The sequence below is a fragment of the Streptomyces sp. XY431 genome (genome assembly GCF_001279805.1).
In the GTDB taxonomy this organism is placed as follows: Bacteria; Actinomycetota; Actinomycetes; order Streptomycetales; family Streptomycetaceae; genus Kitasatospora; species Kitasatospora purpeofusca.
In genome coordinates this window covers 39472-60041 of record NZ_LGDO01000230.1, presented here as the reverse complement: position 1 = coordinate 60041, position 20570 = coordinate 39472, and the positions used below count along the sequence as shown (strand labels likewise).

Below are 20570 nucleotides of genomic sequence, written 5' to 3'. Positions count from 1 at the left end.
CCCGGCGAGTCTAGTGCGGGGGTGGTCGGCGGCTCCGGGGGACACCGCCCCCGGAGCCGCTCTGTGCCCGCTTTGTGACACCGGACGTACGTACGGCCCGCCGCTAGAACGCGGGGTGCTCGCGGGTGTCCAGGTCGGCGCGGCCGGCCATCGCGGAGGAGGCCTCGGCGTGGAAGCGGCGCGGGATCCGGCCGGCCCGGTACGCGAGTCGGCCGGCCTCGGCGGCGTGCCGCATCGCGTCGGCCATCAGCACCGGTTCCTGGGCCCGGGTGACCGCGGAGGCCAGCATCACCGCGGCGCAGCCCAGCTCCATCGCCAGCGCGACGTCCGAGGCGGTGCCGGCGCCGGCGTCCAGGATCACCGGGACCCCGGCGCCCTCCACGATCAGCTGGAAGTTGTGCGGGTTGCGGATGCCCAGGCCGGAGCCGATCGGCGAGCCCAGCGGCATGACCGCCGCACAGCCGACGTCCTCCAGCTTGCGGGCCAGCACCGGGTCGTCGTTGGTGTACGGCAGCACCGTGAAGCCGTCGTCGACCAGGGTCTCGGCGGCGTCCAGCAGCTCGATCGGGTCCGGCAGCAGGGTCCGCTCGTCGGCGATCACCTCGAGCTTCACCCAGTCGGTGCCGAGCGCCTCGCGGGCCAGCCGGGCGGTCAGCACGGCCTCGCCGGCGGTGAAGCAGCCCGCCGTGTTGGGCAGCACGCGGATGCCGTTGCGGGTCAGGACGTCGAGCACCGAGCCCTGGGTGGCGGCGTCGACCCGGCGCATCGCCACCGTGGTCAGCTGGGTGCCGGACACCTGGAGGGCCTGCTCCAGGACCTCCAGGCTGGGGGCGCCGCCGGTGCCCATGATCAGCCGGGAGGAGAAGGACTCCCCGGCGATGGTGAGAAGGTCGTCGGCCATCGGTCAGCCTCCCTGGACGGCGGTGAGGATTTCGATCCGGTCGCCCGCGGACAGTGCGGTGAGCGGCCACCGGGTGCGCGGCACCACGGTCTCGTTGAGGGCGGCGGCGACCCCGGAGTGGGCCTCGCTGAGGGTGGCGACCACCTCGGCCAGGGTGGTCGAGGCGGGCACCTCGCGCGGCTCGCCGTTGACGCTCAGCCGGACGTTCGGGGTGGTGTCGCTGGTGCGGGGGCTCATGCCGGGACCTTCGTGAATCGGTGGGGGGAGAACGGGCGGGCGAGCTCCGGCAGGTCGCCGGTGGCCAGGTACTCGGCGAGGAGGTCGCCGGTGACGGGCGTCAGCAGCACGCCGTTGCGGTAGTGGCCGGTCGCGGCGACCAGGCCGGGCAGGTCGGTCGGGCCGAGCAGCGGCGCGTTGTCCGGCGAGCCGGGCCGGAGCCCGGCGCCGGTCTCCACCAGCGGCAGCTCGGTGATGCCGGGCACCAGCTCGTGCGCGTCGCGCAGCAGCTCGTAGACGCCGCCGGCGGTGACCGTGGTGTCGTGGCCCTGCTCCTCGGTGGTCGCGCCGATCACCAGCTCGCCGTCGGCGCGCGGCACCAGGTAGATGTGGCCGCCGCGGACGACGGCGCGGACGTTGCGGGACAGGAACGGCCGGTAGGCCTCCGGCACCCGCAGCCGCAGTACCTGGCCCTTGACCGGGCGGATCGCGGGCAGCACCCCGGGGGGCAGGCCGGCCAGCAGGTGGCTGCGCGAGCCGGCCGCGAGCACGACCTGCCCGGCGGTGAGGGCCGTGCCGTCGGCGAGCCGGACGCCGGTCGCCCGGTCGCCCTCGACCAGCAGTTCGGCGGCCTCGGCGCGGCGCAGCACCACGCCGGCCCGTTCGCAGGCCCGGACCAGGGCGGCGGCCAGCCGGCGGCCGTCCACCTGGTGGTCGCCGGTGACGTGCAGTCCGCCGCGCACGCCGGGGGCGAGCATCGGCTCCAGCCGACGGGCCTCGCGGCCGGTGAGCCACTGCGAGTCCAGGCCGAGCCGCCGGTGGAAGGCGTGCAGTTCGCGCAGTTCCTCGCGGTCGTCGGAGTCCAGGGCGACGGCGAGGGTGCCGCACTGCCGGTAGCCGGTGTCCAGGCCGCCGCTCGCCCCGGTGAGCTCGGCAGCGAAGGCCGCCCAGCGCTCGTTGGAGGCCATGCCGAGGCGGAGCAGGGGCTCCTCGCCGTACTGGAGTTCGGTGACCGGGGCGAGCATGCCCGCCGCGACCTGGGCGGCGCCGCCGCCGGGGGCCGGGTCGAGCACGGTGGCCCCGAGGCCCCGCCGGGCCGCCTGCCAGGCGACCACGAGCCCGATGATCCCGCCGCCGACCACCAGCACCTCGGCGCGGTCGCCCGATGCCAAGCGTGTCAAAGTCGCTGCTCTCCCTTCGCCGGTATGACCCGGATCAGGTTCGGACGGTCGCGGGCCGTGCCAGCCCGCCTCTCAGCCCGGTTCGCCGGGCTCCCGTGATGGTGCCCCCACCTTAACTCCGGGGGGTCGGAGGGCTGAAGGTGCCCGCGACGGGCCCGACGAGCGGGCAGACCTAGGTCCGAGGGCCTGCGACCCGGCTCAGTACAGTGACGGGCGTGGCTGAGCTGAGCGGAACGGGACAGACGGATCGGGTGGTCGTGGCCGGCGCGGGACTGGCCGGGGCGCAGTGCGCCGCGGTGCTGCGGCGGGACGGCTGGGAGGGGCGGATCACGCTGGTCGGCGAGGAGCCGCACGCGCCCTACGACCGGCCGCCGCTCTCCAAGGACGTCCTGCTCGGCAAGACCGACAGCACCGCCCTCGACCTCGACTTCGGGCAGCTCGACGTCGAACTGCTCACCGGCCGCCGCGCCACCGGGCTCACCCCTGGCGGCCCCGGCGCGGCCGGCACGCTGCACACCGACGCCGGGGACGTCCGGTACGACGCGCTGGTGATCGCCACCGGCTCCGAACCGCGGGTCCTGCCCGGAGCCGAGCGGGCCCACCTGCTGCACACCCTGGACGACGCGCTGGCGCTGCGCGCCCTGCTCCGCCCCGGTCTGCGCCTGGTGCTGGTCGGGGCGGGCTGGATCGGCGCCGAGGTGGCCACCGCCGCCCGGGCGGCGGGCTGCGAGGTGACCGTGGTCGAGGCCGGGCCGGCGCCCGTCCCCGGCGCGCTGCCCACCGAGGTCGGCCGGGCGATGGCCGCCTGGTACGCCGAGGCCGGGATCGGGCTGCGCTGCGGCACCGGGGTGGCCGCCGTCGAACCGGGCGCGGTGCTGCTCGCCGACGGCTCGCGGCTTCCCGCGGACGAGGTCGTGGTCGGCATCGGCGCCCGCCCGGCCACCGGCTGGCTGGCCGGCACCGGCGTCGAGCTGGACGCGGCCGGCGCCGTGCTGGTGGACGAGCGGCTGCGCACCACCGTGCCGGGCGTCCTCGCGGCCGGCGACTGCGTCGGCTACCCCTCGGCGCGCTCCGGCACCCGGCTGACCGTCCAGCACTGGGACCACGCGCTGCAGTCCGGCGAGGCCGCCGCCGCCACCCTGCTCGGAGCGGACGCGCCGCCGTACGACCCGGTGCAGTACTTCTGGTCGGAGCAGTTCGGGCGGATGGTGCAGTACGCCGGACGGCACGGCGCGGACGACGAACTGCTGTGGCGCGGCTCCCCGGACGGCGCCGACTGGTCGGTGCTGTGGCTGCGCGACGGCGTCCTGCGGGCGCTGCTCGCGGTGGACCGGCCGCGCGACCTGACCCAGGGCCGGCGGCTGGTCGAGCGCGGCGCCGTGCTGGACCCGGTCCGGGCGGCCGACCCGGCCGTTCCGCTGAAGTCGGCGCTCGCCGGGTAGCCGCCGGGAGGCCGATTGGTGCGCGGGGGGCCGCGGAGGTGGCAGTCTGGTGGGGTGAGTGAGATCGAAGCCAAGATTGAATCCCTGGTCCCCGCGTGGCTCTACCTGCCCGACATCTCCGAGCGGTGGGGTGTGGTGATCACCGAGGTCCGCAACATGGTCAAGAAGGGTGAGCTGATCGCCGTCCGTCGCGGCCCCAACAAGTCGCTGCAGGTCCCGGCGGCGTTCATCGACGAGACCGGCCTGGTGAAGCACCTGCTCGGCACGCTGACGGTGCTGCGCGACAGCGGCTTCAGCGACGACGAGATCCTGGTGTGGATGTTCACCGAGGACCCGTCGCTGCCCGGCACCCCGATGCAGGCGCTCTGCGAGAACCGGGCCACCGAGGTGAAGCGGCGGGCCCAGGCGATGGCGTGGTGACGGACCGGCGCGGACGGCTCGCCGACGCCCGGCTGTACCTGTGCACCGACGCCCGGCGCGAGCAGGGCGACCTGGCCGGGTTCCTGGACGCCGCGCTGTCCGGCGGCGTGGACATCGTCCAGCTCCGGGACAAGGGCCTGGAGGCCAAGCAGGAGCTGGCCGCGCTGGAGGTCTTCGCCGACGCCTGCCGCCGGCACGGCAAGCTGCTCGCGGTCAACGACCGGGCCGATGTCGCCCACGCGGCCGGCCCCGACGTGCTGCACCTCGGGCAGGACGACCTGCCGGTGCCGGCCGCCCGCGCGATCCTCGGCGAGGACGTGCTGATCGGGCGCTCCTGCCACGCCGAGTCGGAGGTGGACGCGGCGGCCGTCGAGCCCGGCGTCGACTACTTCTGCACCGGTCCGGTCTGGCCGACCCCGACCAAGCCGGGCCGCTTCGCGCCGGGCCTCGGCCTGGTCGAGTACGCGGCGAAGCTGTCCACCGGGCGGCCGTGGTTCGCCATCGGCGGCATCGACCTCGGCAACCTGGACGAGGTGCTGGACGCCGGGGCCCGCCGGGTGGTGGTCGTCCGGGCCATCACCGCGGCCGAGGACCCGGGCGCGGCGGCCGCCGAGTTCGCCCGGCGGCTGCGCGCCGTCTGACCCCGGGGCTCCCGGCGGTTTCCAGGGGCCGGCGGGGCCTTCCGCGGTCCTCGCGGTCTTCGCGGTCTTCGCGGTCCTCGGGGCCTTTCGGGGCCGTCGTCGTCCGGCTCAGTACTTGCGGACGGTGGCGGCCTCGGCCAGCGCCAGCAGGGCCGCCCGGGCCTGCCCGTCCGCCAGCGGGGCCGCGTCCAGCGCCTTCAGCGACTGGTGCAGCAGCTCGTCGATCCGCCGCTCCACCCGCTCCGGCGCCCCGCTGCGGGCCACCAGCTCGCGCAGCCCGGCGACCTCGGCGGGCGTCAGGTCGGGTGCGCCCAGCCGCTCGTCCAGCCGGCGCGCCTCGTCGGCCGGCAGCCCCCGCATGGCGTGCGCGACCAGCAGCGTCCGCTTGCCCTCGCGCAGGTCGTCGCCGGCCGGCTTGCCGGTGACCGCCGGGTCGCCGAACACGCCGAGCAGGTCGTCCCGCAGCTGGAACGCCTCGCCCAGCGGCAGGCCGAACGCCCCGTAGGCCTCCACCAGCCGGGGCTCGGCGCCCGCGAGCAGCGCGCCGACCTGGAGCGGCCGCTCGATCGTGTACTTGGCCGACTTGTAGTGCAGGACGGTCTGCGCCCGCTCCAGTGCGCCGCCGTCGGTGGAGTCCCCGGCGACCGGCTCCAGCACGTCCAGGTACTGGCCGACCATGACCTCGGTGCGCATCAGGTCGAACATCGGCTTGGCGGCCAGCACCGCCTCCGGGTCCAGGCCGGAGTTCAGGAACAGCTCGTCGCACCAGATCAGCAGCAGGTCGCCGAGCAGCACCGCGGCCGAGGCGCCGTACTGCTCGCGGTCGCCGCGCCACCCCCGGGCGCGGTGCAGCGCCTCGAACCGGCGGTGCACGGAGGGCAGACCGCGCCGGGTGTCGCTGCGGTCCATCAGGTCGTCGTGGACCAGCGCGCTGGCCTGAAGCAGCTCCAGCGCCGCCGCCGCCCGGGTGATCCCCTCGCCCCTGGCCGGGCCGCCGGCACCGCGCCAGCCCCAGTAGCAGAAGGCCGGGCGGAGCCGCTTGCCGCCGTCCAGCAGGAAGTCGCGCAGCGCGTCGGTGACCGGGTCCAGCTGCGGGGAGACCTTGCTGAGCAGGGCCGACTGGCCGTCCATGAAGCCGACGAGGGCGGCGTTGACGCGCTCGCGCACGTCCTCCATGTCAACGGGGTTGGCCGGCCGCGGGCTGGACGAGGTCACGATGGGGCTCCGGAGGTAGCTGGGGTGCAGCAAGGGTATCCGGGGCGGAGGAGAACAGCCGTACGGGCGAGATTCGGCCGGACGGGTGAAGCGCTGTTCACCCGGGCTTCGCACCCGCCCCCGGCGCAGTCCGTCCGGGGTTCGCTCCTCGTCCATCCGATGTCTCAAAACATGGGACGGAGTTGTCCGAGCCCTTCCGCCGACGGCTAACCTGCCACCATGGCACTCGGTATCGCTTCGACCAGACCGGACCGCGCACAGACCGTCCGCGACCTGCTGGCGGCCGGAAAGCGGTCCTTCTCCTTCGAGTTCATGCCGCCACGCACCGAGGTCGGCGAGCAGAAGCTCTGGGACGCCATCCGGCGGCTCGAACCGCTCGACCCCAACTTCGTCTGCATGACCTACGGCGCCGGCGGCTCCTCGCGGGAGCGCACGGTGAACATGGTCGGCCGGATCGCCACCGAGACCACGCTCACCCCGGTCGCCCACCTGACCGCCGTCGACCACTCGGTCGCGGAACTGCGCAACATCATCGGCCAGTACGCCGACCAGGGCGTCCGGAACGTCCTCGCGGTGCGCGGCGACCCGCCCGGCGACCCGATGGGCGAGTGGGTCAGCCACCCGGAGGGCGTCACCTACGCGTACGAGCTGGTCGAGCTGATCAAGGGCATCGGCGACTTCTGCGTCGGGGTGGCGGCCTCGCCCAACATGCACCCGAGGTCGACCGACTGGGACGAGGACATCCGGCACTTCGTGGCGAAGATCCGCTCCGGCGCCGACTACGCCATCACCCAGATGTTCTTCGAGGTCGACGACTACCTGCGGCTGCGCGACCGGGTGACGGCCGCCGGCTGCGAGACGCCGATCATCCCGGAGATCATGCCGGTCACCAACGCCCGGCAGCTGGAGCGGTTCCCCCAGCTGAGCGGCGCGCCCTTCCCGGCCGAGCTGGAGGCCGGGCTGCGCGCGGTCATCGACGACCCGGTGGCGCTGCGCGAGGTCGGGATGGAGCACGCCACCGCGATGTCCGAGCGGCTGCTCGCCGAGGGTGCCCCCGGCCTGCACTTCATCACCCTGAACCACTCCACCGCGACCCTGGAGATCTACCAGAACCTCGGTCTGCACCAGCGCTGAGCTGCGCGCTTCCCACCCTTCGGGGCGCCCTTCCCGGTAGGCCCGACGGGTGGGAACGCGATGCGGTACCCGGGCCGTTGAACGGGTACAGTCGCGGCACACGCGCGGCGGGCGCGGGCACGCGACTGGAGGTAGCGGGCGGGATGGGGATCGGATACCTGCTGCTGTACGCCGCGTTGGCGGTGGTGGCGCTCTGGCTGGTCGCCGAGCTGCTGCTCCAGAACCGGGCCCCGCTGCACTGGCGCGGCCTCGCCCTGGTCGGCTTCCTCGCGGTGGCCGGCGGCATGGCGATGGGCTCGGTCCCGGTGATCGGCGGGGGCGCCGCGATGTTCGCGGTGGGCCAGACGTTTGTGACGCTCTCGGTGAAGCGCGGGTACGGGGCCGGCTGGTCGCTGCGCCGCGCGGACGGGAGCCTGCCCGGGCCGCTCGCCAAGGTGCCGCTGCTCGGCGCGCTCACCGGCGGCGGTGCGGTCGCCGCCGCTGCCGTGGTCGCGGCGGAGCGGGTCGGCGAGGTCGGCGCCGTCGAGGAGGCCCGGCCGGCCGCGGACAGCGCGCCCCGGCTGCCGGAGGAGGCGCCCGTCGAGCAGACCGCCGCCTTCGAGATGCAGGAGCTGGCCGCCGACGGGGTCTACGCCGCCGCCTACTACGAGCAGCAGCAGACCGAGGTGCTCCACGCGGTCGAGAACACCCAGGCGGCGCCCCAGCAGGACGCCTACGCGGAGGCCTACCAGGGCGGCTACGACCCGGCGCAGCAGCAGCTCCAGCAGCAGGCCGGCCAGTACGGCTACGAGCAGCAACAGCAGCAGTGGCAGGCCCAGCAGCAGCCGGTGTTCGGCTACGACCAGGGCTACGGCGGCTACCAGCAGCAGGACCCGTACGGCGGCTACCAGCAGCAGCCGGACCCCTATGCGGCCTACCAGCAGCAGCCCCAGCCGCACGAGCAGCAGCACGACCCGCAGCACGACCTGCAGCAGGCCGGCCAGTACGGCTACGAGCAGCAACAGCAGCAGTGGCAGGCCCAGCAGCAGCCCGACCAGCAGCACCCCACCGGCATCCCCCAGCAGCCGCAGTACGACCAGTACGGCTACCAGCAGCAGCCCACCTGGCAGCAGCACCAGGGCTGAGCCCCGCCGGAGCCCCGCCGGAGCCCGGGCGGGGCGTCGGGGTGGGACTCAGGCCGGGCCGATGAGGTTGGCCACGATGCAGGCGGACATGCCGACCCGGGCCAGCCCGCCACCGGGATGAGCGGCGCCGCCGGTCAGGTAGAGGCCCGGGTGGTCCTCGTTCGGCGCCTGGAGGAGGTCGCCGTCGAGGCCCGCCAGGGCCGGCGGCGGGACGGAGCCGAAGAAGGAGCCGGTCTCGCGCTCGGTGTGCTCGGGCGTGCGGACCACCCGCCAGAGCATCCGCTCGCGCAGGCCCAGACCGGCCGCGTCGACCTGGTCGAGCATCCGGTCGGCGAAGGCCTCCGGGACACCGGGAACGCCCCAGTCCAGGTCGAGCGACGGGGTGGTCGCGGTGAGCACCACGGCCTCGTGCCCCGCCGGGTGCAGCGAGGGGTCGTCCGGCCGCAGCACCTGGACGGTCGGCCGGTCGTCCAGCGGTGCCCCCGGGTCGAACACCCCCGCCAGCTCGGCGGCCGGGTCGGCGGCGTGCACGACCGTGCGGTGCGGGGTGCCCTCCGGGCGTTCGCCGCGCAGCGCCAGCAGCACCGAGACCCGCCCGGGGACGCCGTGCAGCCGGGACGCCGAGGCGGGCCACTCGTCTGAGCTCTCGGCCGGGCCCATCCACTGGGTGTGCAGCACCCGCGCGTCGATCGAGGAGACCACCAGGTCGGCGTCGATCCGGTCGCCCTTGGTCTGCACACCGGTCACCCGGCCGTCCTCGACGACCACCCGGGCGACCGGCGTCCCGAACCGGAACTCCACCTTGCGCTGCTCGCAGCGGCGGAAGAAGGCGTCGGCCAGGGCGCGCAGGCCGCCCTCGACGTACCAGACGCCGAAGGACTGCTCCATGTACGGCAGCACGGTGGCCCCGGCGGGGGCGGTGCGCGGATCGAGGCCGAACCGCAGCGCGTGCTCGTGCAGCAGGGCGGTCAGCCCGGGGTGCCCGCCGAGCTCCTCCGCGGCGACGTCGGCGAGTGTCCACCGGCGGGGCCCGCGCCGTCGGCCGAACAGGCCGCGTCGGGCCGGGGCCGCGCCCGGCACCGGGTACGGGTCGGTGTGCAGCGCCGTGGGGTCGGCCGGCAGCGGCTCCTCCAGCAGCGGGCGGCGGGTGGCCTCCCAGACCGTGCGGCCGTGGTTGAGCACGGTGGCCCACCGCTCCCCGGAGCCGGGGCCGAAGGCCCCGTCCAGGGCCTGGACCACGCCGCCCCGGGAGGCGTTGGGGAGGGACACCGCCGTGCCGTCGGGGAAGAGGTGCCGGCTCTCCGGGTCGACCGGGCGCAGCCGCACCAGCTCCTCCAGCGGCTCGCGGCCGGTCTTCAGCGCGAGGTCGCGGTAGACGGCGGGGAGGGTGAGCAGGCCGGGGCCGGTGTCGAAGGCGAAGCCGTCCCGCTCGTAGCGGCCGACCATGCCGCCGTAGGTGTCGCGTGCCTCGCAGACCGTCACCTTGTGCCCGAGGGTCGCCAGCCGCGAGGCCGCCGCGAGTCCGCTCATTCCTGCGCCGATGATGACGATCCGTGCCATGGCTCGATCCTAGGTGCGGCGGACGGCCTCCTCCGCCACCGGGCGTCCGGCGGCTGCGCGGGCGGCCCGGCGTTCGCGGCGGCGGGCGCGGAAGGCGCGGATCCGGTTGATCGCGAACCACACCAGCAGGATGCCGACCAGCAGCAGGACGGCGGAGATCGAGGCGGCCAGCCAGGGGTGGAAGATCGCCAGGGTGACCAGTCCGGCCACCGAGATGTCCTCGGCCAGCGAGACCACGATGTTGCTGGCGGGCTCGGGCGAGGTGTTCACCGCCATCCGCAGCGAGGCCTTCACCAGATGGCTGACCAGCGCCGTCGTGCCGCCCATCGCGCCGGCCGCGACCTCGCCCAGCGAGCCCGGGTCGGTGGCGGCGGCGGCGATCAGGGCACCGACGGTGGCGCCGGCGATCGGGCGGACCACGGTGTGGACGGCGTCCCAGACGGTGTCCACGTATGGGATCTTGTCGGCCACCGCCTCCAGCAGGAAGAGGACGGCGGCCGCGATCAGCACATCGGTGCGCTCCAGGGCCGGCGGCACCGAGTCGGCCCCGCCGAACCGGCCCAGCAGGCCGAGCAGCAGGACCACCGCGTACGCGTTGATCCCGCTCGCCAGTCCGCTGGTGAAGATCAGCGGGACGATCGTCATCGGTTCCCCGTCCGTTTCCTGCTCGCGATCCGGTCCGGTGTTCGGTCCGGCCTCGCCGTACCGTACCGGGACGCCGCCGCCAGGGCCCGCGGTTCCCGCCCCCGACCGTCTGAGTACGGATACTCAGACGGTCGATTGAGTACCTGCACGGATGCCCCGCGACCTGCGAAGACGTCACAGTGGTGGCACCGGGACGGCGGCGCGTCGGGCGCCTGCGGCCCGAGGGGCGGACGATCGGCGTCCGGCGGTCACGGGGGACCGGCGGAAGCGCGTCGAGGGGGTGTCCGCCCCGGAGCCGGTCGGAGACCGCGCACCGCCGGCACGGGGCGGCGGAGCGCGGTCAGGGGGGACCGGCACCTCCGGGGGACCGGGAGTTCCGAAGCGCCGTCCGTGGGGGACGGCGCTTCGGCGACCGGCGGGGGCGGCCGGACGGGCCGTCGCGGGGCCGAATCGCCACCGGGCCGAATTGTCAGTGGTGCCGTTCACGATGGAGGAGCACGGACCACCCGGTCCGCGCGCTGCCTCGGAACGGGGGAGACCATGACCATCAGTCACCCTGAGCACGTCACCGCCCGCCTCCACTCCGCCGCCTACCGACCGGGGGCCGCGCCGCGTCCCTCCGCCCACCGCCCGCCCGCCGCCACCGGGGCCGACCCGGTGCTGCGCCGCCTCGCCGCCCCGCCCGCCGCACTCGACCTGCTGGCCGAGGCCCACCGCACCCTCGACCGCGCCCGCTCCCTGGCGGACCCGCTGGAGCGGTACGCCGCCGCGCACCTCGCGGCGCTGCGCACGGTGGCAGCGGTGCTCGCCGTGCGCGGCCGCCCGGAGAAGAGCGAACGCCGCCGCCGGGCGATCCGCAGCGCCTGGGAGGTCCTGCCCGAGGTGGCGCCCGAGCTCGCCGAGTGGGCGCCGTACTTCGCCGCGGGCGCGCGCCGCCGGGCGGCCGCCGAGGCGGGCATCAGGGGCGCGGCCTCGGCCCGTGACGCCGACGACCTGATCCGCAACTCCGCCCTGTTCCTCCGGCTGGTCGAGCGCCTGCTCGGCCTGCGGGCCGCTCCGCCCGCCCCGCGGCTGCCGCTGGACGGCATGGGCGGGGAGAGCGGCGAGGGCGGAACGGACGCCGGCACCCGGGAGGCCGGTTGACCGGGGCGGCGCCGATCGGGGCGGGGCGGGGGGTCAGGGGAGGGGGAGCGGTCGGTCTAAGGTTGGAGACAACCTGATCGACCCTGCACGTGCCAAGGAGCCTCGCCTTGTACCCGACGCGTCCCCGCAGCGCCCTGCGTACCGCCGTGGTGTGGGAGGTGGTGCGGGCCGCCCTGGAGAAGCGGGTGGCCGAGCTGGACCAGCCGGTGCTCGACGTGGTCGACACCGGTGGAGGCACCGGCAACTTCGCCGTGCCGGTGGCCCGGCTGGGCCACCGCGTCACCGTGGTCGACCCGAGCCCGGACGCGCTGTTCGCCCTGGAGCGCCGGGCCGCCGAGGCCGGCGTGACCGATCTGGTCCGCGCCGTCCAGGGCGACACCCAGACGCTCCCCGAGCTGGTCCCGCCCGGCACCGTCGACGCGGTGCTCTGCCACGGCGTGCTGGAGGTCGTGGACGACCCGGCGGAGGCGCTCGGCAGCCTGGCCGGCACCCTGCGCCGGGGCGGTTTCGTCAGCCTGCTGGCCGCCAACCGCAACGGCGCGGTGCTCGCCCGGGCGCTCGGCGGCCACTTCGCCGAGGCCCGCGCGGTGCTGGGCGCCGCCGACGGCCGCTGGGGCGAGCAGGACCCGATGCCGCGCCGCTTCACCGGCGAGGAGCTGGACCGGCTGGCGGTCGGGGCCGGTCTGCGGGTCGAGTCGGTGCACGGCGTCCGGGTCTTCGCCGACCTCGTCCCGGGCGTCCTGGTGGACACCGAGCCCGGCGCGATGGAGGCGCTGCTCAAGCTGGAGGAGGCCGCCGCCGGGCAGCCGGCCTTCCACGCCGTGGCGACCCAGCTCCACCTGCTGGCCACCCTGGCCTGACCGGGCGGACCGCCGCCGTTCGCCGACGGACCTCCCAGCGTTCGCCGACGGACCGACGGCGCGTCTCCCGCTCGTTTCCCCGCCTTCTCCTCGGGATCTCCCCAGGTCCGGACCGATTCCACCGGATCGGGCACTAGTCCGGCCCCCGCCGCGTTGAGTGTGGTGCGGCGAGGAGCCGCCGAAGCGGCCGGGCCCACGCGTGGTCGACCACTCCGTCACGAGCCCGTGGACCGTATGATCTGGGTAAAGCCGGAAAGCATGACCGCCGGATGCTCGGGGCATATGGACGACACGGGCCCGGGCCCCCGCACAGGCGTCCGACCGCGTGTTCTGAAGGCTGATTGGACTTGCCACCCCGACCGGGGCGGCGGACCGGTCGCACCCGCGACCGACGAGTAGGAGGACTCCGTGCCGCTCTCGGAGCACGAGCAGCGACTGCTCGACCAGATGGAGCGAGCGCTGTACGCCGAAGATCCCAAATTCGCTACGGCGCTAGAGGGAACCGGTCTGCGCACCTACACCCGTCGACGGGTCTATCTCGCCGTCGGCGGCTTCGTGGTCGGTATCGGCCTGCTGATGGGCGGCATGGTCGTACCCAACCAGATCTGGGTCAGTGTGGTCGGCTTCCTGGTGATGCTCGGGTGCGCCGTCTTCGCCGTGACGGGCTGGCGCCGCGGTCCCGCCGGGCAGGCGCAGCACCCCGGTCCGGCCGCCGTGCCGCGCCGCAAGGCCGGGATGATGGACCGGGTCGAGCAGCGCTGGCAGCGTCGGCGCGACGAGCAGACCGGTGGCGGATTCTGAGACCTGAGGTCCGTACCGCCGCCGGTACGGACGCACCGAGGGCGGGCAGTCGACCGACTGCCCGCCCTCGGTGTATCCGGCCCCGGTTCAGGACCCGGTGCCGCCGGTACCGTCCCGGCCGCCCCGGCGGGGTCGGCGGGTGGTCAGCCGGCGGACCGGCCCGGTGACCGCGCCGACCGCCCGGGCGAACCGGCCGCCGACCGCGAGCCGGGCCGTCAGCAGGGCTTCCGAGATCCGCCACCGCAGCTGTGCGGAGGAGGCCGGCAGCAGCAGCGCCCTGATCCGGCCGCGCCGTCCGGCGTGCGCCTGCAGGCCGTCCCTGGCGGTCCTGACATCGGCCGCGAGCGGTTCCGCGACCTCCGCGGAACGGGCGTAGAGCACCCGTTCGGTGGCCAGCGCCACCCGGCCGGCGGCCGCCGTCGCGCCTTCGTCCAGCTCGGCGGCCTCGGCGATCCGGCGTGCGGCGGCGCGCGGGGTGCGCGAGTCGTCCGGCGGGATGCCGAGGTCCCAGGCGGAGTCGATCAGTTCGTCCCAGGCGGCCAGCACCTGCGCGTCGGTGAGCGGGACCGGTCCCGGCCCGCCGGGGCGTCGCCGCCCGCCCCCGCCCAGCCGGCGCCGGCGCAGCCGGGCCCGCCAGAGCATCGGGGTGAGCAGCAGGAGCAGCACCAGCGCGGCCGCGGCCAGGCCGGTCAGGACCTTCCCGGAGAGCAGCCAGGACTCCTCGCCGGCGCCCCCGGCGCTCTCGCGCCGCTCGCCGCAGTCGCCGGTCCGGCGCAGCTTCGCGTCGCAGTCCGGGTTGGCGGACGGCAGCTGGACCGGCGCGCTGGCCTGCGGCTCGACGGTCGGCCGGGTGGTCGGCTGGGTGGCCGGGGAGGAGACCGGGTCCGAGTAGTCGGGCTGGACGCCGCGGGTCGGGGTGGGCTCGAAGCGCAGCCAGCCGTAGCCCTCGAAGTAGAGCTCGGGCCAGGCGTGGTACATCGCGTCGGTCACCGCGTAGACGTTGTTGCCCTTGGTGTTGCCGGGGGTGAAGCCGAGCGCGACCCGGGCCGGGACGCCCAGGATGCGGGCCATCACGGCCATGGTGGACGCGAAGTGGACGCAGAAGCCGCGGCGGCGCTCCAGGAAGTCCTTCATCGCGTCGCTGCCGCTGTCGGTCCTGGTGGTGGCGTCGTAGGTGAATTCGGGGCCGGTGAACCAGTCGCGCAGGGCGACCGCCTTGTCGTACCCGGTCTTCGCCTTCCCGGTGACCCGCAGGGCGGTGTCCCGGACCACCGGCGGCAGGTCGCGCGGCACCACGAGGTACTGGTCGCGGATCCGCTCGGGCGGGGTCGGCACGGTGCGCAGGACGGTCGCGGTCGGCCGGACGTCCAGTGCGGTGACCGTGTAGTTGAGGCCCTTGATCGCCTTCTCCCGGGCGGGCAGGAGGCTGGAGGTGACCGGGTCGAGCTGCCAGGCGGCGTTGTCGCGGAGGGTGACGCCGACCGGCGGGTAGGGCATCGGCAGCCAGGCGTCGTCCAGCTGGGGGCCGATCCGGACCTCGGCCCTCAGCTGCTCGGCCAGGTCGATGCTGCCCAGGCCCTCGGGGGCGGGGAAGGTGCCGGTGAACGGCACCGTGGCGGCCGAGCCGCGCTTCCAGCTGCTGCCGTCGAAGACGTCCAGCGAACCGGTGCGCAGATAGGTGGAGTCGGCGGCCGGGCTGTCGGACTTGTAGCTGAACAGTTCGACGTTGCGCGGCCTGGGGATCGCGCCGGTCAGGGTGATCAGCGGGTCCAGGCTGCTGACCGCGCCGCCGGTGCCGGCACCTGTGCCGGTGCCGCTGTGCACCAGGCCGGAGTCCCAGCGCGGCAGGAAGACCGGCAGCAGCAGGGCGAACGCCAGCGCCAGCACGCCGACCTGTTGCCCGCTCCGGCCGAGCGTGCCGGTGCCGCTCCCTTCACCGTCCCGCTCGGAGCCGCGGAAGATCCGGCCCCAGCGGGAGACCCGGTCCTGGCCCTCGGCGAAGAGCAGCACCAGGTAGCCGGCGGCGGCGGTGGCGAACCAGAGCCAGTTGCCGTCGTCCCCGGCCAGGCCGTTGCCGATCGAGTAGAGCGCGAGCAGCGGCAGCCCGGCCAGGGCCGAGCGCCGGTAGGTGACCGCGAGGGTGTCCACCACGACGGCGATCAGACCGACCGAGCCGACCAGGATGAGCCGCAGCCCGGGGCTGGGCGGGGCGGGGATGGCGTAGTCACGGACGTCGTGGAGCCCCCGGGAGAGGGTCCGGCCGAGCAGCCGGACCGACTCGGGGCCGGGCACCAGGCCGCCGAAGACCGCGACCGAGGAGGCGAAGCCGATCAGCAGCAGGAGGAACAGCACCAGCAGCTGGCCGGCCGGGACGGTCCACCGGTAGAACGGCGTGCGCCGCAGCCCGGCGCCGACCGCCGCGACGACCGCGACCACCAGGAAGGCGTGGGTGATCCAGCCCTTGGTGGTCAGCAGCGGGGTGAGGCACAGCGCGGCCAGGGCGGTGGCCAGCGCCGAGTACACGGTCAGTTTGGCCCGGGTGGTCACGCGCCGGCCTCTTCTCGGTAGGGGGCGGACGACTCGGGCCGGTCGGCGGCGCGCCAGAGGTCGGGGAGGGAGTCGCCGGCGCGGACGGTCAGCACCGTCCAGCCGGCCTCGCGCAGCCGGCGGGCCCGGTCGCGGAACTCCTCGCCGCCGGTGTCGGGGGAGAGCATGCGCAGGCCGGCCCAGGTGCCGGTGTCGAGCAGGAGGACGACGGCGCCGCCGGTGCGGCCGCGCAGCCGGGCGAGCCGGGCTGTCTGCTCCTCGTCGAGCTCGCCGAGGACGGCCACCAGCAGGCCCTCGCCGCCGGCCCGCAGCGGCTCCTCGGCGCGGGAGAGCCCGGCGCCGTCGGAGAGGTCGACCACGGCGAGCGCGTCCAGGATCACCCCGGAGGTGTCGGCGGCGGTGTGGCCGCTGTCCGCCTGGATGCCGGGGACGGCGTGGCCGGTGTCGGTGAGCAGGCGGGTCTGGTAGCCGCGCTCCAGCAGGTGGACGGAGACCGAGGCGGCGCAGGCGACGGCCCATTCGAAGGAGGAGGCCGGACCGCTGCCGCGGTGGCCGGTCTCGCGGGTGTCCAGCAGCACGGTGGCGCGGGCCCTGCGGGGCTGCTCCTCGCGCCGGACCATCAGTTCGCCGTAGCGGGCGGTGGACTTCCAGTGCACCCGGCGCAGGTCGTCGCCGGCCCGGTACTCGCGCAGGATGACGTCGTCGTCGCCGGCCAGCGCGAGCGAGCGGGTGTGGCTCTCGCCCTGCCCGGCCCACTCGCCGGTGAGCCGCACGAACGGCAGCGGCAGTACCTGCGGGACGACGGTGAGCACGTCGGAGGCGGCGAAGGAACGGTTCAGCTCGCACATCCCGAACGGGTCGGAGAGCCGCAGCTGGAGCGGGCCGAGCGGGTAGCGGCCGCGCAGGTCGGAGCGGACCCGGTAGGAGACCTCGCGGTGGCCGCGCGGTTCGACCCGGTCCAGCACGAACCGGGGCCGGGGCCCGAGCACGTACGGGACCTTGTCCTCCAGCAGCAGCAGGCCGGTGGGCACCCGGGAGACGTTGTCCACCCGCAGGTGCACCCGGGCCTCCTGGCCGGCCACCGACCGGTGCGGGCTGAGCCGGCGTCCGCTGGCGACCCGGTAGCGGGTGTTGGCCAGCAGCAGCGCGGCGGCCAGCGGCAGCGCGGCGAGCAGTACCCCGACGCGCAGCAGCGCGTCCTGGCCGAGCAGGTAGGAGCAGACCACCGCGGTCAGTCCGGCGGCGAGGAAGGAGCGCCCCCGGGTGGTGAGGCCGCGCAGGCCGGCGCGCAGGCCCGACGGTTCGTCGGACGGTCCCACCTCAGCCCCTCCGGACGGCCGGGCCGCCCTGCGGGCGCGGCAGCGGCAGACGGGCGACCAGGTCGGTGACGATCTGCTCGGAGGTGCGGCGGCTGAGCTGCGTCTCGGCGGTCGGCATCAGACGGTGGGCGAGCACCGGCACCGCGAGGCGCTGGATGTCGTCCGGGGTGACGTAGTCGCGGCCGTCCAGGGCGGCGGCGGCGCGGGCCGCCCGGACCAGGTGCAGGGTGGCCCGGGGGGAGGCGCCGAGGCGCAGCTCGTGGCTGTTGCGGGTGGCGCCGACCAGGTCGACGGCGTAGCGGCGGACCGGGTCGGCGACGTGCACGGTGCGGACGAGGTCGATCAGCTTGAGGATGTCGGCGGCGTGGGCGACCGGCTGGAGGTCGTCCAGCGGGCTGGCGCCGGCGTGCACGTCGAGCATGGCGAACTCGGCCTCGGCACTGGGGTAGCCCATCGAGATCCGGGCCATGAAGCGGTCCCGCTGGGCCTCCGGGAGGGGGTAGGTGCCCTCCATCTCCACCGGGTTCTGGGTGGCGACCACCATGAACGGCGAGGGCAGCTCGTAGCTGGTGCCGTCGATGGTGACCTGGCGCTCCTCCATCGACTCCAGCAGCGCGGACTGGGTTTTCGGCGAGGCGCGGTTGATCTCGTCGCCGACCACGATCTGGGCGAAGATCGCGCCGGGGCGGAACTCGAAGTCGCGCTGCTGCTGGTCGAAGATGTTGGTGCCGGTGACGTCCGAGGGCAGCAGGTCCGGGGTGAACTGGATCCGCCGCACGGTGCAGTCGACCGAGCGGGCGAGTGCCTTGGCCAGCATGGTCTTGCCGACGCCGGGCACGTCCTCCAGCAGCAGGTGGCCCTCGGCGAGCAGGACGGTCAGGGCGATCCGGACGGCCTCCGGCTTGCCCTCGATCACGCTCTCGATGTTGCCCCGGATCCGGTCGACGACGGCGGCGAGTTCCGGCAGACCGATCGGGCGGTGGTCCGCCGCCTCCCGGTCGCCTCCCGCACGACCGTCGATACCGGCCTGATCGCTGTAGCTCGTCACCCGTACGCTCCCTGGCACACCAACGACCGGCTCCGTCCGAGCCCGGCCCCCACCCCATGCTGGACGCGGCCTCTCCGGTCGCGGTTCCGTGTGGGGGAGCCGGTGCCGGGTTACGGCCTGCGGCAGGCCGCCCCAGGTGGTTCGGGGTCAGACCGGCAGGCGCATTCTCCCCTGCGCGGCGGAGGAAGTCACCCTGTTCCCGTCCGCCCGCCTCCGGGCGGGGCCGCCCGCCCGTTCCCTCGGCGCCGGGCCGGGGGCGTCCGGCGGCCCGGACGCCGTTGGCCGGGCCGGTCGGGCGGGCAGGGGATCAGTCGATCTCGCGCAGCAGACCGGTGTGGACGTCGAACACGAAGCCGCGCACGTCGTCGGTGTGCAGCAGGAACGGGGAGGTGCGGACCCGCTGCATGGACTGCCGGACGTCGCCGTCGAGGTCCACGAAGGCCTCGACCGCCCACTGCGGGCGCTGGCCGACCTCCAGCTCCAGCTCGCGCCGGAAGTCCTCGGTGAGGCCGAGCAGGCCGCAGCCGGTGTGGTGGATCAGCGCGACCGAGCGGGTGCCGAGGGCGCGCTGGCTGATGGTCAGGGAGCGGATGGTGTCGTCCGTGACCACGCCGCCCGCGTTGCGGATGACGTGGGCGTCGCCGAGTTCGAGGCCGAGGGCGGCGAACAGGTCGAGGCGGGCGTCCATGCAGGCCACCACGGCGATCTTCTGCACGGGGCGGGCGTCCATGCCGCCGTCCCGGAAGGTCACCGCGTAGTCGCGGTTGGAGGCGACGAAGCGGTCGATGATGGTCGGGGTGGCGGAATCGGCAGCGGCGGTCGGCGTGGGCCGGTCGGGGGTCACTGTCATGGTGAAGACGTTAGTGCGATTTACCCGGTCGTGGTGGGGCTGATTGCTACAGAGCGGGCGCTTGTGACCGAGGGCATATCCACAACGCCGTCCGCCGGGGCGCCCGCCGTCCGGCCGGTCGCGGTCCGGCGGCTGGCATGTGCCACGAGCACCCTCGCGACCTGCGGTGATCCGTTCCGCCGCCCGGGTGGTGCGCCGGAGCGGACCATTGACTGGAGGGGCGCGCGCGATAGAGTTGCGGCGCAGTGGAGCACACCCGCCGAGGCCCGTCAACCGGGCCTTTCCGGCCGTGCGCGACCGACGCGGCCCGCGGCCTCCACCCGCTCCCCGTACCAACCTGGCGCACCTTCCCCGGCGCCGGGCGGGCACGGCCTTCCCCAGGAGCGGGCGGGGACCACGGGCCGCGCGGCCCGGCCCGTGCGACGGCTCCGCCCCACGGTGGGACAGAATGGGCGGGGCTCCCCGGATATCGGGCGGCTTTCGCACCGAGGAAGGGCGCCACAGCGCATGACCACCAACGATCCGGGTCCCAAGCACGTCCCGGTGATGCTGCAGCGGTGCATGGACGCGCTGGCCCCGGCGATCTCCCGGCCCGGCGCGGTGGTGGTGGACGCCACGCTCGGCCTCGGCGGACACAGCGAGGCGCTGCTCACCCAGTTCCCGGACGTCCGGCTGGTCGCGGTGGACCGCGACCCGGCCGCGCTCAAGCTCTCCGGCGAGCGGCTGGCCCGCTTCGGCGACCGGGCCACCCTGGTGCACGCGGTCTACGACGAGATCCCCGAGGTGCTGGACCGCCTGGACATCCCGAGGGTCGACGGCATCCTGTTCGACCTCGGTGTCTCCTCGATGCAGCTGGACGAGGCCGACCGGGGCTTCGCGTACGCGCAGGACGCGCCGCTGGACATGCGGATGGACCAGACCCGGGGGATCAGCGCGGCCGAGGTGCTCAACACCTACAGCCACGGCCAGCTGGCCCGGATCCTCAAGGTGTACGGCGAGGAGCGGTTCGCCGGGAAGATCGCCTCGGTCATCCTCCGGGAGCGCGAGAAGGAACCGTTCACCAACAGCGCGCGTCTGGTCGATCTGGTGCGGAACGCCATCCCGGCCGCCACCCGCCGCACCGGCGGCAACCCGGCCAAGCGGACCTTCCAGGCGCTGCGGATCGAGGTCAACGGCGAGCTGGAGGTCCTGGACCGGGCGATCCCCGGGGCGCTGGACGTGCTGGCGCTCGGCGGACGGATCGTCGTGATGTCCTACCAGTCGCTGGAGGACCGCCTGGTCAAGCAGTACCTCGCGGCGGGCGCGACCAGCACCGCGCCGCCCGGGCTCCCGTTCGTCCCCGAGGAGCACCAGCCCTGGCTCAAGCTGATCACCCGCGGTGCCGAGCAGGCCACCGAGGAGGAGATCGAGGAGAACCGGCGTGCCGCACCCGTGCGGCTGCGGGTGGCGGAGAGGATCAGGGACCGAAGCACCCGGGGCTGACCGGAACCGGGGCGGTCCGAAGGGCGGAGGAAGGCAGTGGG

19 protein-coding genes and 1 riboswitch are annotated in these 20570 nt (G+C 74.9%); of the genes, 9 read left to right on the top strand and 10 right to left on the bottom strand.

Annotated elements, in window-relative coordinates:
- Positions 1 to 103 precede the first annotated feature (103 nt).
- The 3 genes from ADK60_RS21500 to thiO all read right to left on the bottom strand — a co-directional run bounded on the left by ADK60_RS21500 (position 104) and on the right by thiO (position 2298).
- Positions 104 to 901, bottom strand: a complete 798-nt coding sequence (locus ADK60_RS21500) for a thiazole synthase (protein WP_045938210.1) — start codon at positions 899 to 901, stop codon at positions 104 to 106.
- Positions 902 to 904: 3 nt separating this feature from the next.
- Positions 905 to 1138 carry a sulfur carrier protein ThiS gene (thiS, locus tag ADK60_RS21495; protein WP_045938209.1) on the bottom strand — a complete coding sequence of 78 codons (234 nt, stop codon included), beginning with the start codon at positions 1136 to 1138 and terminating at the stop codon, positions 905 to 907.
- Positions 1135 to 2298, bottom strand: coding sequence for a glycine oxidase ThiO (thiO, locus tag ADK60_RS21490; protein WP_234371199.1), 1164 nt, complete (start codon positions 2296 to 2298; stop codon positions 1135 to 1137). Before thiO ends, thiS begins: the two co-directional genes overlap by 4 nt.
- Positions 2293 to 2405: riboswitch (TPP riboswitch) on the bottom strand. (Overlaps the previous gene by 6 nt.)
- Before the next feature lie 108 nt (positions 2406 to 2513).
- Here thiO and ADK60_RS21485 point away from each other — a divergent pair.
- The 3 genes from ADK60_RS21485 to thiE are packed head-to-tail and all read left to right on the top strand — an operon-like array spanning position 2514 to position 4801.
- Positions 2514 to 3740: an NAD(P)/FAD-dependent oxidoreductase gene (locus tag ADK60_RS21485; RefSeq protein ID WP_045938207.1), complete on the top strand. Its 1227-nt coding sequence runs from the start codon at positions 2514 to 2516 to the stop codon at positions 3738 to 3740.
- A gap of 54 nt (positions 3741 to 3794) precedes the next feature.
- On the top strand, positions 3795 to 4160 hold the full coding sequence (locus ADK60_RS21480; protein ID WP_045938206.1) for an Rv2175c family DNA-binding protein: 366 nt from the start codon (positions 3795 to 3797) through the stop codon (positions 4158 to 4160).
- Positions 4157 to 4801: a thiamine phosphate synthase gene (thiE, locus tag ADK60_RS21475; protein WP_234371198.1), complete on the top strand. Its 645-nt coding sequence runs from the start codon at positions 4157 to 4159 to the stop codon at positions 4799 to 4801. The genes ADK60_RS21480 and thiE overlap by 4 nt, the downstream gene beginning before the upstream one ends.
- 108 nt (positions 4802 to 4909) lie before the next feature.
- Here thiE and ADK60_RS21470 read toward each other — a convergent pair whose 3' ends face one another.
- A complete protein-coding gene (locus tag ADK60_RS21470) occupies positions 4910 to 6016 on the bottom strand; it encodes a polyprenyl synthetase family protein (RefSeq protein ID WP_234371197.1) in 1107 nt (368 codons plus the stop codon).
- Between the two features lie 219 nt (positions 6017 to 6235).
- Between ADK60_RS21470 and metF the strand changes: the two genes are divergently transcribed.
- Positions 6236 to 7150, top strand: coding sequence for a methylenetetrahydrofolate reductase [NAD(P)H] (gene metF, locus ADK60_RS21465; protein WP_053648173.1), 915 nt, complete (start codon positions 6236 to 6238; stop codon positions 7148 to 7150).
- A gap of 143 nt (positions 7151 to 7293) precedes the next feature.
- A complete protein-coding gene (locus tag ADK60_RS21460; protein WP_053648171.1) occupies positions 7294 to 8274 on the top strand; it encodes a hypothetical protein in 981 nt (326 codons plus the stop codon).
- A 48-nt stretch (positions 8275 to 8322) separates the two neighbouring features.
- Here the strand turns inward: ADK60_RS21460 and ADK60_RS21455 are convergent, their stop codons facing one another.
- Positions 8323 to 9834: a phytoene desaturase family protein gene (locus ADK60_RS21455; protein WP_199839713.1), complete on the bottom strand. Its 1512-nt coding sequence runs from the start codon at positions 9832 to 9834 to the stop codon at positions 8323 to 8325.
- 9 nt (positions 9835 to 9843) lie between these two features.
- Positions 9844 to 10479, bottom strand: coding sequence for a DUF4126 domain-containing protein (locus ADK60_RS21450; protein ID WP_045938202.1), 636 nt, complete (start codon positions 10477 to 10479; stop codon positions 9844 to 9846).
- A 540-nt stretch (positions 10480 to 11019) separates the two neighbouring features.
- Between ADK60_RS21450 and ADK60_RS21445 the strand changes: the two genes are divergently transcribed.
- The 3 genes from ADK60_RS21445 to ADK60_RS21435 all read left to right on the top strand — a co-directional run bounded on the left by ADK60_RS21445 (position 11020) and on the right by ADK60_RS21435 (position 13283).
- Positions 11020 to 11622: an SAV_6107 family HEPN domain-containing protein gene (locus ADK60_RS21445; RefSeq protein ID WP_053648168.1), complete on the top strand. Its 603-nt coding sequence runs from the start codon at positions 11020 to 11022 to the stop codon at positions 11620 to 11622.
- A 107-nt stretch (positions 11623 to 11729) separates the two neighbouring features.
- The gene (locus tag ADK60_RS21440; RefSeq protein ID WP_045938201.1) at positions 11730 to 12482 is read left to right on the top strand and encodes a methyltransferase domain-containing protein; all 753 of its coding nucleotides are present in this window, start codon (positions 11730 to 11732) and stop codon (positions 12480 to 12482) included.
- 408 nt (positions 12483 to 12890) lie between these two features.
- A complete protein-coding gene (locus ADK60_RS21435) occupies positions 12891 to 13283 on the top strand; it encodes an SCO2097 family morphological protein (RefSeq protein WP_045938200.1) in 393 nt (130 codons plus the stop codon).
- Positions 13284 to 13370: 87 nt separating this feature from the next.
- Here the strand turns inward: ADK60_RS21435 and ADK60_RS21430 are convergent, their stop codons facing one another.
- The 4 genes from ADK60_RS21430 to ADK60_RS21415 form a co-directional block, all read right to left on the bottom strand.
- Positions 13371 to 15830 carry a transglutaminase TgpA family protein gene (locus tag ADK60_RS21430; RefSeq protein ID WP_053648166.1) on the bottom strand — a complete coding sequence of 820 codons (2460 nt, stop codon included), beginning with the start codon at positions 15828 to 15830 and terminating at the stop codon, positions 13371 to 13373.
- The gene (locus ADK60_RS21425) at positions 15827 to 17149 is read right to left on the bottom strand and encodes a DUF58 domain-containing protein (protein ID WP_045938198.1); all 1323 of its coding nucleotides are present in this window, start codon (positions 17147 to 17149) and stop codon (positions 15827 to 15829) included. Before ADK60_RS21425 ends, ADK60_RS21430 begins: the two co-directional genes overlap by 4 nt.
- Before the next feature lies 1 nt (position 17150).
- Entirely contained in the window at positions 17151 to 18122 is a 972-nt protein-coding gene (locus ADK60_RS21420; RefSeq protein WP_045938222.1) for an AAA family ATPase, read from the bottom strand.
- A 382-nt stretch (positions 18123 to 18504) separates the two neighbouring features.
- Positions 18505 to 19047 carry a beta-class carbonic anhydrase gene (locus ADK60_RS21415; RefSeq protein ID WP_045938197.1) on the bottom strand — a complete coding sequence of 181 codons (543 nt, stop codon included), beginning with the start codon at positions 19045 to 19047 and terminating at the stop codon, positions 18505 to 18507.
- Positions 19048 to 19554: 507 nt separating this feature from the next.
- Here ADK60_RS21415 and rsmH point away from each other — a divergent pair.
- Positions 19555 to 20529: a 16S rRNA (cytosine(1402)-N(4))-methyltransferase RsmH gene (rsmH, locus tag ADK60_RS21410; RefSeq protein ID WP_045938196.1), complete on the top strand. Its 975-nt coding sequence runs from the start codon at positions 19555 to 19557 to the stop codon at positions 20527 to 20529.
- The last annotated feature ends 41 nt before the right edge of the window (positions 20530 to 20570 follow it).

Bases quoted from the DNA above. Each gene is read 5' to 3' on its own strand.
- ADK60_RS21450 (WP_045938202.1), bottom strand. From the start codon at position 10,479: ATGACGATCGTCCCGCTGATCTTCACCAGCGGACTGGCGAGCGGGATC.
- ADK60_RS21445 (WP_053648168.1), top strand. From the start codon at position 11,020: ATGACCATCAGTCACCCTGAGCACGTCACCGCCCGCCTCCACTCCGCC.
- metF (WP_053648173.1), top strand. From the start codon at position 6,236: ATGGCACTCGGTATCGCTTCGACCAGACCGGACCGCGCACAGACCGTC.
- ADK60_RS21460 (WP_053648171.1), top strand. From the start codon at position 7,294: ATGGGGATCGGATACCTGCTGCTGTACGCCGCGTTGGCGGTGGTGGCG.
- thiS (WP_045938209.1), bottom strand. From the start codon at position 1,138: ATGAGCCCCCGCACCAGCGACACCACCCCGAACGTCCGGCTGAGCGTC.
- ADK60_RS21455 (WP_199839713.1), bottom strand. From the start codon at position 9,834: ATGGCACGGATCGTCATCATCGGCGCAGGAATGAGCGGACTCGCGGCG.
- ADK60_RS21500 (WP_045938210.1), bottom strand. From the start codon at position 901: ATGGCCGACGACCTTCTCACCATCGCCGGGGAGTCCTTCTCCTCCCGG.
- ADK60_RS21415 (WP_045938197.1), bottom strand. From the start codon at position 19,047: ATGACAGTGACCCCCGACCGGCCCACGCCGACCGCCGCTGCCGATTCC.
- rsmH (WP_045938196.1), top strand. From the start codon at position 19,555: ATGACCACCAACGATCCGGGTCCCAAGCACGTCCCGGTGATGCTGCAG.